This window comes from Defluviitoga sp. (assembly GCF_035349255.1).
In the GTDB taxonomy this organism is placed as follows: domain Bacteria; phylum Thermotogota; class Thermotogae; order Petrotogales; family Petrotogaceae; genus Defluviitoga.
On sequence record NZ_DAOPSE010000046.1, the window covers coordinates 1 to 7,407 of the forward strand.

Sequence of the window (7,407 nt, forward strand, 5' to 3'; positions counted from 1 at the left end):
GATCAATAACTTCGTCCAACCATTCAAAATTAAACTTTCCTTCTTCAGGTTCAAGAGTGCTCCATGCAAAAATCCCTACAGACATAACATTACACTTAGCAAGTTTCATAAGTCTGATGTCTTCTTCAAGAACTTCAGGATACTTGAGCCATTGATCAGGATTATAATCCGCTCCATGGAGAAAATGTGGAGCTTTTTTACAAATTGGGTTGTATTTGTTTTTCACTTAACATCCTCCTAAAAAAATATTTTATTAATCACTTTAGGAATTATAAAAATCAAGTCATGTAGGTATTTTAGATTTAGATTTTTGTAAAAGTTTCTCCTTTTTTATTCCTTATTGATTGTTAGTTTCTTTAGCTTTTTCGGTACATTTAACGAAGGTGAGGGGGAGGGCGCAGCATTGTAATCATTAATAATTTCAAAGTTTTTTAGTTGCAAGAGATACAAATTGGGAATCTGAGTGTTTGAAATAAGTTGCCCGACCTTGCCTATTAAATTATTAAAGAAATCTGCGCCCCATAACCCAATTAACTTCGAAACTTTTTTTGAAATTTTTCATTAGCAAAATATTCGAATTAAATAAACACCCTACAAAATAATCGATAATAAGTCTTTTTAAAACTTATTTTAAACCAGCTTTTATCTTAGATACTGCATCATTAAGAGCCTCTTCAGGTTTTTGTATCCCGTTAATTATATTACTTAACGCATCATCCATCGGAGACCATACTACAGCCATTTCAGGAATATTTGGCATAGGATCTCCTCCTGCAGCACTTTCAGTGAATGCTGCAACGATATTTGCAGGCACGGGTCCGCCTTGTTCTTCAATTATTTGAACAACATCAGTCCTCGATGGTAATCTTGGATCTGCTATATAGAATTCATATATTCCTTCTGCTGTAGCGAGATAATTAATAACAAATTCCATTGCAAAAGCCTTATTAGAAGACTTAGAATTGATCATTAACGCTTGGACTCCGACAAAAGGTTTCATTGTTTTACCTGGTTCTACTTCTATTTTTGTTAATGGAATAACCCCGAAATCGATTCCTGCGTCAAGATAAGATTTCACTGCCCAAGGTCCATTAATTATCATTGCTGCTAAACCATCTAAAAACATTGAATCTACAATGTTATAGTTTACACCATAAGGAATAATACCTTCATCAAAGAAACTTTTAATCAAATAGGCTGCTTTAATAGCTCCTTCATTGTTTAATCCAATATCTGAAACATCGTAACCGGTTTTTGGATCGTACTTAAATACATATCCTCCCAAAGCCGAAATGAAAGCGTAAGAATAGTATAATTCTCCTGCAGAAAAAAGGAATCCAGCGGTATCCGGTGTAGTAAATTGTTTTGCTATTCTTTTTAAATCATTAATGTTTGTTGGAACTTCATCATCACTTATATAATCTCTGTTATAAAATAGTGCTTGACTTTCTATAGCGTAAGGTACTCCATATAAAACACCTTCATAAGTAAATGCTTGAATTCCAGATTCTGCAAATTTATCAAGTTCTAAAGCAGATCTTGGAATTGGTTCTAACAATCCGTTAACAACAAGTTCTCCTAACCAATCTTGAGCTCCTATTATAATATCTGGCCCTTCGCCAGCTTGTGCTGCCGTAAGAAACTTAGTTTTAATATCTCCAAAAGTAATCTGTTGAACTTCAACTGTTACTCCTGTATCTCTGGTAAACTCTTGACCAACCTTGCGAATGAAATCTTGTTGTTTTTCTGAACTCCAAACAGTTAAGGTTACTGAAAACAAAGAAGTTATCGATAATGTTACAAGTAATAAAACGGCAACAAACTTTTTCATCTTTACATCCTCCTTAGCGTAATTTTTATTAAACTACTTTAAAAGTTCTAAATATATCTTTAATAAAGGAATAAGAGTGTTTTTAATTTTTAAAAAAATTTAAGTTATATTCTTATATTATAGTAAACGAAGCTGGCGGGAGCTCCGCCCTTGTACCCATCGAAGTTTATTTCATAAAATTCTAAAAAATTGTATTCTGTATCGCTACTTTTCCCACATGCCAAAATATTTTAAAGAATCAAGAGCGTTGCCCCCAAAATCAAACAATGTTTGATTATCCCAAGCGTTGCCTTCTCCTGTTTTCCAGCCTACCCCCTCTACTGGAATCCAAGCGGGTTCCCAGTAAAAAACACCAACTCCCCTACCGTTTGGAACCTGATTCACTGCTTCCATAACAGCATTAATTGCTTGTTTCTGTCCTTCAACAGATGCAGGAAATCCCGCAATTCTTGCCTGTTCTTCTCCAAAGATATTAAGATGATTATCACCATTTTCTAAGGTCCAAGCATAAGCAAATTCAGCTATAATAACATCTTTATCGTATCTTTGGGTGATATCTTTCATATTGTATTTGAGATCATCTATGGTTCCATGCCAATATGGATAATACGAAAGACCTATAATATCGAATTCTACTCCCTGTCCAATTATGCCGTCAAAGAGCCATCTAGCTGCTCCATTATCTCCACCTTGATCTGTATGAAGCATAATAAGAACCTCTTCATCTTTTGAAAGACTATCTTTAACTCCTTGGATTCCTGAGTTCAACAGTGTTGCAAGCCCCTCAAATCCACCAACTTCTTCGCCAGCTGCAGCCCAAGTTTTTCCATAAGGCCATAGAATACCGCTTCTGATTTCGTTTCCAATCTGTACCATATCTGGAAGAGCTCCCTCATTCTTTAATATAGTTATTACATCTTTTGTATATTCGTAAACAGCTAATTTTAGCTCTTCAAAAGATAGATTTTCCCAAGCTTCTGGTATTTCTTGTTTTCCTGGATCAGCCCACCAATCGCTATAATGGAAATCTAATAAAAACTTAAATCCTTTATCTTTTGCTCTTTTTGCAATGGCTAGAGTTCTTTCTAAACCACAATTACCTCCGCCTTTGTTGTCCGGATCCACCCAAAGCCTTAACCTTATCCAATTAAAACCATTTTCTTGTAAAATATCTAGAAGGTCTCTTTCTAAACCATTTTGGAAATATTTACCACCGTAAGATTCTATTTCATATAATGTGGAAATATCTGCACCTTTTATTAAGTGTCCTTGTAATTCTTTGGAATATGAAGAAGAAAACATTGTAGAAAAGATACCTCCTAACAAAAGAAATAAAATAATTGATAAACGTATATTCTTCATTCTTAGCCTCCTTGACTTTTTTCACATGAGTATTTTTTGAGAAGTAAAATCTAAGTTTACAACAAATAATACGAGTAAATAAGAAAATTTTATCATTTTAAAAAAGTGAAAAATACTAGAAAGATTGTAGTAGATTATTTATCGATACCGTTAACGATACCAATACAATTATATCGATGTTTACATTAAAAGCAAAATTGGTTTTTAGGTGTTTAGAAGAAATTAAAATGAAATAGAATGGATTAACTAAAAATATCTGTATTTTTCTCTTTTTCTTAAAAAATTTGTAAATAAATAACCCCTTGTTAACAAGGGGTTATCTTTTAAAACAAATAATTCATATTTATTCAAGTTTTTTAGAGTGTTTATTTGATAAGCTAGAGCTGTCTAACTCCATTTTCAAGTGTAGTTACATAAAATTCTGGCTTTAATTTTGTTTTTTCATGATAATTTTTAGACACGATTTTTATGAAAGATTCTACATTATTGTTCTCAACCAAAGCTATAGCACATCCTCCAAATCCTGCTCCAGTCATTCGTGCACCAATACACCCAGGCGTTTTTAAAGCCTCTTCCACAATTGTATCTAATTCAAATCCTGTTACTTGGTAGTCATATTTTAAAGAATTATGAGATTGAACTAATAGCTCACCAAAACCTTTTAAATCGTTGATCTTCAACAACTCTGCAGCCTTGATAACTCTCTGATTTTCTGTTATAACATGCTTTGCTCTTTTGTATTCAATTTCATTTTTTATGTATTTTAAATCATCAAGTGTACACACACACAAATTATTTATGTTCTCTTTTTTTTCTTTTTTTATAGTTTCTAAAGCATTTTCACATTCTTGTCTTCTTTGATTGTAATTTGAAGTAGCTAGTTCTCTTCTTTTGTTGGTATTCATTATAACTAAAGAATATCCATTTAAGTAACAAGGTATATGTTCATACAAAAGATTTTGTGTATTTAATAATAAGGCGTGATCTTTCTTTGCGTTAGCCACAGTGAATTGATCCATTATGCCTGAGTTAACGCCAATAAATTTATTTTCTACTCTTTGTCCCAATAATGCAAGGTATTTTTTGTCTATTTCTTCTGGTTTTTGGATGAGAAATAGTAACATGTATCCAATCAGAACTTCTAAAGCTGCTGAAGATGAAAGACCGGCACCATGGGGAAGGTCTCCCTTTATCAATATATTACAGCCTTTCAATGAATATCCGTCTTCCAATAGAAATTTGATTACACCTTTTGCGTAGTTGCCCCAGCCATCTTCGCTTTTATATTCTATAGTTTTGTTTAAATCTACTTCTAATTCACTAGAAAAATCGATAGATTTTAAATGTATCCTTTCATCATTTCTTGGAGACATAGCTCCATATATTCCAAGATTAATTGCTCCAGGAAGAACGTATCCGCCATTATAATCGATATGCTCCCCTATTAAGTTAATCCTTCCAGGTGAAAAAAAATGATAAATTGTTCTTTCTGTTCTTCCATAGATATTTTGAAATTTAGTTGTTAAGTTCATTGTTTCAACCTCTTTTTTTAAATTCTTCTATGGCATTTCTTAAAGTTACCGCCGTTTCTTCTACAGCAAGAGTATTAGCTGCAGCCCATGCACCCATTTCACTTGACGCGTACCATTTTATTTTGTCCTTGTCTCGAAGCGGCGGATAAAATTCTATATGGAAATGATAGTATTTATTAGAATCTTTATATTCTTTAACGTTTACAGGTGTTTGATGAACATTCATCATATAAGGAAAAGGCTTATCAAAAAGTGTATCGAAACCTCCTGTCAATAATTTTAAAGCATCAGCTAAATCCCATTTTTCTTTGTCTGTGAACTCTGAAAGGTTTCCCTTATGATATTTACTTACAATAAAAGCACCATAGGGATAATCGGTGAAAAAAGGAAGATAAACAAGGAAAGAATCATTTTCAAAAAGCATGCGCTTTTTAAAATCTTTTTCCTCTTTATTCATATCGCAAATAAGACATCTTTCATTGCCTTCGTAATATTCTTTACAACTATCGAGTTCCACCTTTATCTTCAATGGAAGCCATGAATATGCATATAATTGACCATGAGGATGAAGCATCGTCACTCCTACTTCTTTTCCTCTATTTTCAAAGGGAAAAATGTATTTAATTTTTTCGTCTTTAGATAACTCGTTGAATCTATCAACCCAAAGATTAACAAGTTTATATATATGTTCAATTGATAATTGAGGTAACGTTGTATTGTGATCAGGAGAGTATAAGATAACCTCACATTTTCCATAGTTTTTTTCAACTTTATACAACTCTGAACCGGTAACATTTGGTTCATCAGGGTCTAATTTTAAAGCAGGAAAGTCATTGTCATAAGCATAAACATCGTAGTGTTCAGGAACTTTTTTTCCTGGTCCAGGACAAAAAGGACACCAATCCTCTGGAAGATGGGGTCTGTTTTGTCTATTATCTGCAACCATTGTCCATGTTTTTAATAATGGATTCCATCGTAATTCTGCCATATTCACCCCTCCTTAAGCAGATTCTCTAACAATAAGTTCGACATCCAAAATCTTTTTGACAAAAGAATTGTCCATTCTTTTAGCTTTTATTCTTTTGTATATCATATTAAATGCTTCATAACCCATTTCTGTTTTGTTAACTCTAACAGTTGTTAATTCAGGTTCAATTAATTTTGAAAAGGTAATATCATCATAGCCTACTATTCTAACGTCATTTGGTATTTTGATTTTATGTTCTTTTAATGCTTTTATAGCACCATAGGCTATTAGGTCATTATAGCAAAATATGCCATCGAATTTATCTTTTTGTTTGAGCATTTTTATTGTCTCATCATAACCTGCTTGAATATGGTAACCTTCATGTATTTTATCGCAAATTTTTATATCTTCGTCTTGCACTTTTAATCCCCTTTCGGTAAGTGCTTTTTTAAAACCTTGTATTCTACCAAATGAAGCAGAATTATATAATTCATCAGTTATCATCTTTATCTTTTTACAGCCTTTTTGTATTAAATACTTTGTGGCTATGTAACCACCTTTTATCTCATCACTAAATATTTGGTCAACATCCCAGCCGTCATATTCCCTACCAACTAATATTATAGGGAACCTTTCTTTTATCAGGTCTTTTATATCTTCATAACTTTTTTGCATTGGAAATAAAAGGATACCATCCACTCTACGTTCAAGGAGTGTCCGAATGAATTTTTCTTCGTTTTCATATATACCTTCAGAGTTCATCATTATTATTTGATAGTCTTTTTCTTTTGCTGCTTTATCAATACCTTTAAACACTTCAGAGAAAAAAGGGTTAGAACTGTCTGGAACTATAACTCCAATGGTGTTACTTATTTGAGATTTTAACATCGTGGCATATGAGTTTTTTACGTAGCCAAGTTCTTCTGCTATTTTTTCAATCTTTTCTTTTGTTTTAGGATTGATATCTGGTTTATTATTCAACGCTCTGGAAACAGTATTTACAGATACTCCAGCTTTTTCGGCAATATCTTTGAGAGTTACAAACTTTGCTTGAGTTAACTTAATCACCACCTTTTACAGAATATATTAAGTCGCTCATCAATTCCAATTATAACCTTTTTTGGAAATATTTTTTTGGTAACGTTAACGGTACTAATACCATTTTACACTAAAAGAATAAAAAAACAAAATGTTTTTTCTACTTTTATACTATTTTTACACCACAAGATTTTTAATTATGTTAACCTTTATTCAAAAATTAAATAAAATCTACTTCGGATTATTGACAAAAGAAATTATTATGATATAATATATATGAAATAATCATATATATGAAAGGAGGTAATATCATGCCAAATCTAGATGGAACAGGTCCCTGGGGTTTAGGCCCTATGACAGGTAGAGGATATGGATGGTGCGGCAGAGGATATGGAGGCGGGTATAGACACAGACATAGACATGGGTATAGACATGGTTGGGGTCCTGGACCTAGGGGATATGGTAGATGGGCAGGGGCATATGACTATCCGGCTTCTTCCTTAAGAGATGACAGAGCTTTGTTAGAGCTGAAAAGACAGTACTTACAAGAAGAATTAAACTACATAGAAAAAATATTAAAAGAGACTGGCAGTACTGGGAAAGAAGAATAAGTTTATCACCATAGCACAACTCATTTTTTGAATAAAAATGAGTTGTGCAAGCTTTTACAATTCAAC

General features: G+C 32.7%; 7 protein-coding genes. 1 reads left to right on the plus strand and 6 read right to left on the minus strand.

What is annotated here, in order from left to right; all coding sequences use genetic code 11:
• The 6 genes from PKN74_RS07440 to PKN74_RS07465 form a co-directional block, all read right to left on the minus strand.
• On the minus strand, positions 1-226 hold a 226-nt coding region (locus PKN74_RS07440), incomplete at its 3' end, for a beta-galactosidase (protein WP_472310121.1).
• 399 nt (positions 227-625) lie between these two features.
• Entirely contained in the window at positions 626-1,831 is a 1,206-nt protein-coding gene (locus tag PKN74_RS07445; RefSeq protein WP_472310123.1) for a sugar ABC transporter substrate-binding protein, read from the minus strand.
• 204 nt (positions 1,832-2,035) lie between these two features.
• Positions 2,036-3,193, minus strand: coding sequence for a glycoside hydrolase family 53 protein (locus tag PKN74_RS07450; RefSeq protein ID WP_472310125.1), 1,158 nt, complete (start codon positions 3,191-3,193; stop codon positions 2,036-2,038).
• 377 nt (positions 3,194-3,570) lie between these two features.
• Positions 3,571-4,725, minus strand: coding sequence for a galactokinase (locus tag PKN74_RS07455; protein ID WP_472310127.1), 1,155 nt, complete (start codon positions 4,723-4,725; stop codon positions 3,571-3,573).
• Between the two features lie 4 nt (positions 4,726-4,729).
• Positions 4,730-5,713, minus strand: a complete 984-nt coding sequence (gene galT, locus PKN74_RS07460) for a galactose-1-phosphate uridylyltransferase (protein ID WP_472310129.1) — start codon at positions 5,711-5,713, stop codon at positions 4,730-4,732.
• 12 nt (positions 5,714-5,725) lie between these two features.
• Positions 5,726-6,760 carry a LacI family DNA-binding transcriptional regulator gene (locus PKN74_RS07465; protein WP_472310131.1) on the minus strand — a complete coding sequence of 345 codons (1,035 nt, stop codon included), beginning with the start codon at positions 6,758-6,760 and terminating at the stop codon, positions 5,726-5,728.
• A 281-nt stretch (positions 6,761-7,041) separates the two neighbouring features.
• Between PKN74_RS07465 and PKN74_RS07470 the strand changes: the two genes are divergently transcribed.
• Positions 7,042-7,341 carry a DUF5320 domain-containing protein gene (locus tag PKN74_RS07470; protein WP_472310133.1) on the plus strand — a complete coding sequence of 100 codons (300 nt, stop codon included), beginning with the start codon at positions 7,042-7,044 and terminating at the stop codon, positions 7,339-7,341.
• Positions 7,342-7,407: the final 66 nt, after the last annotated feature.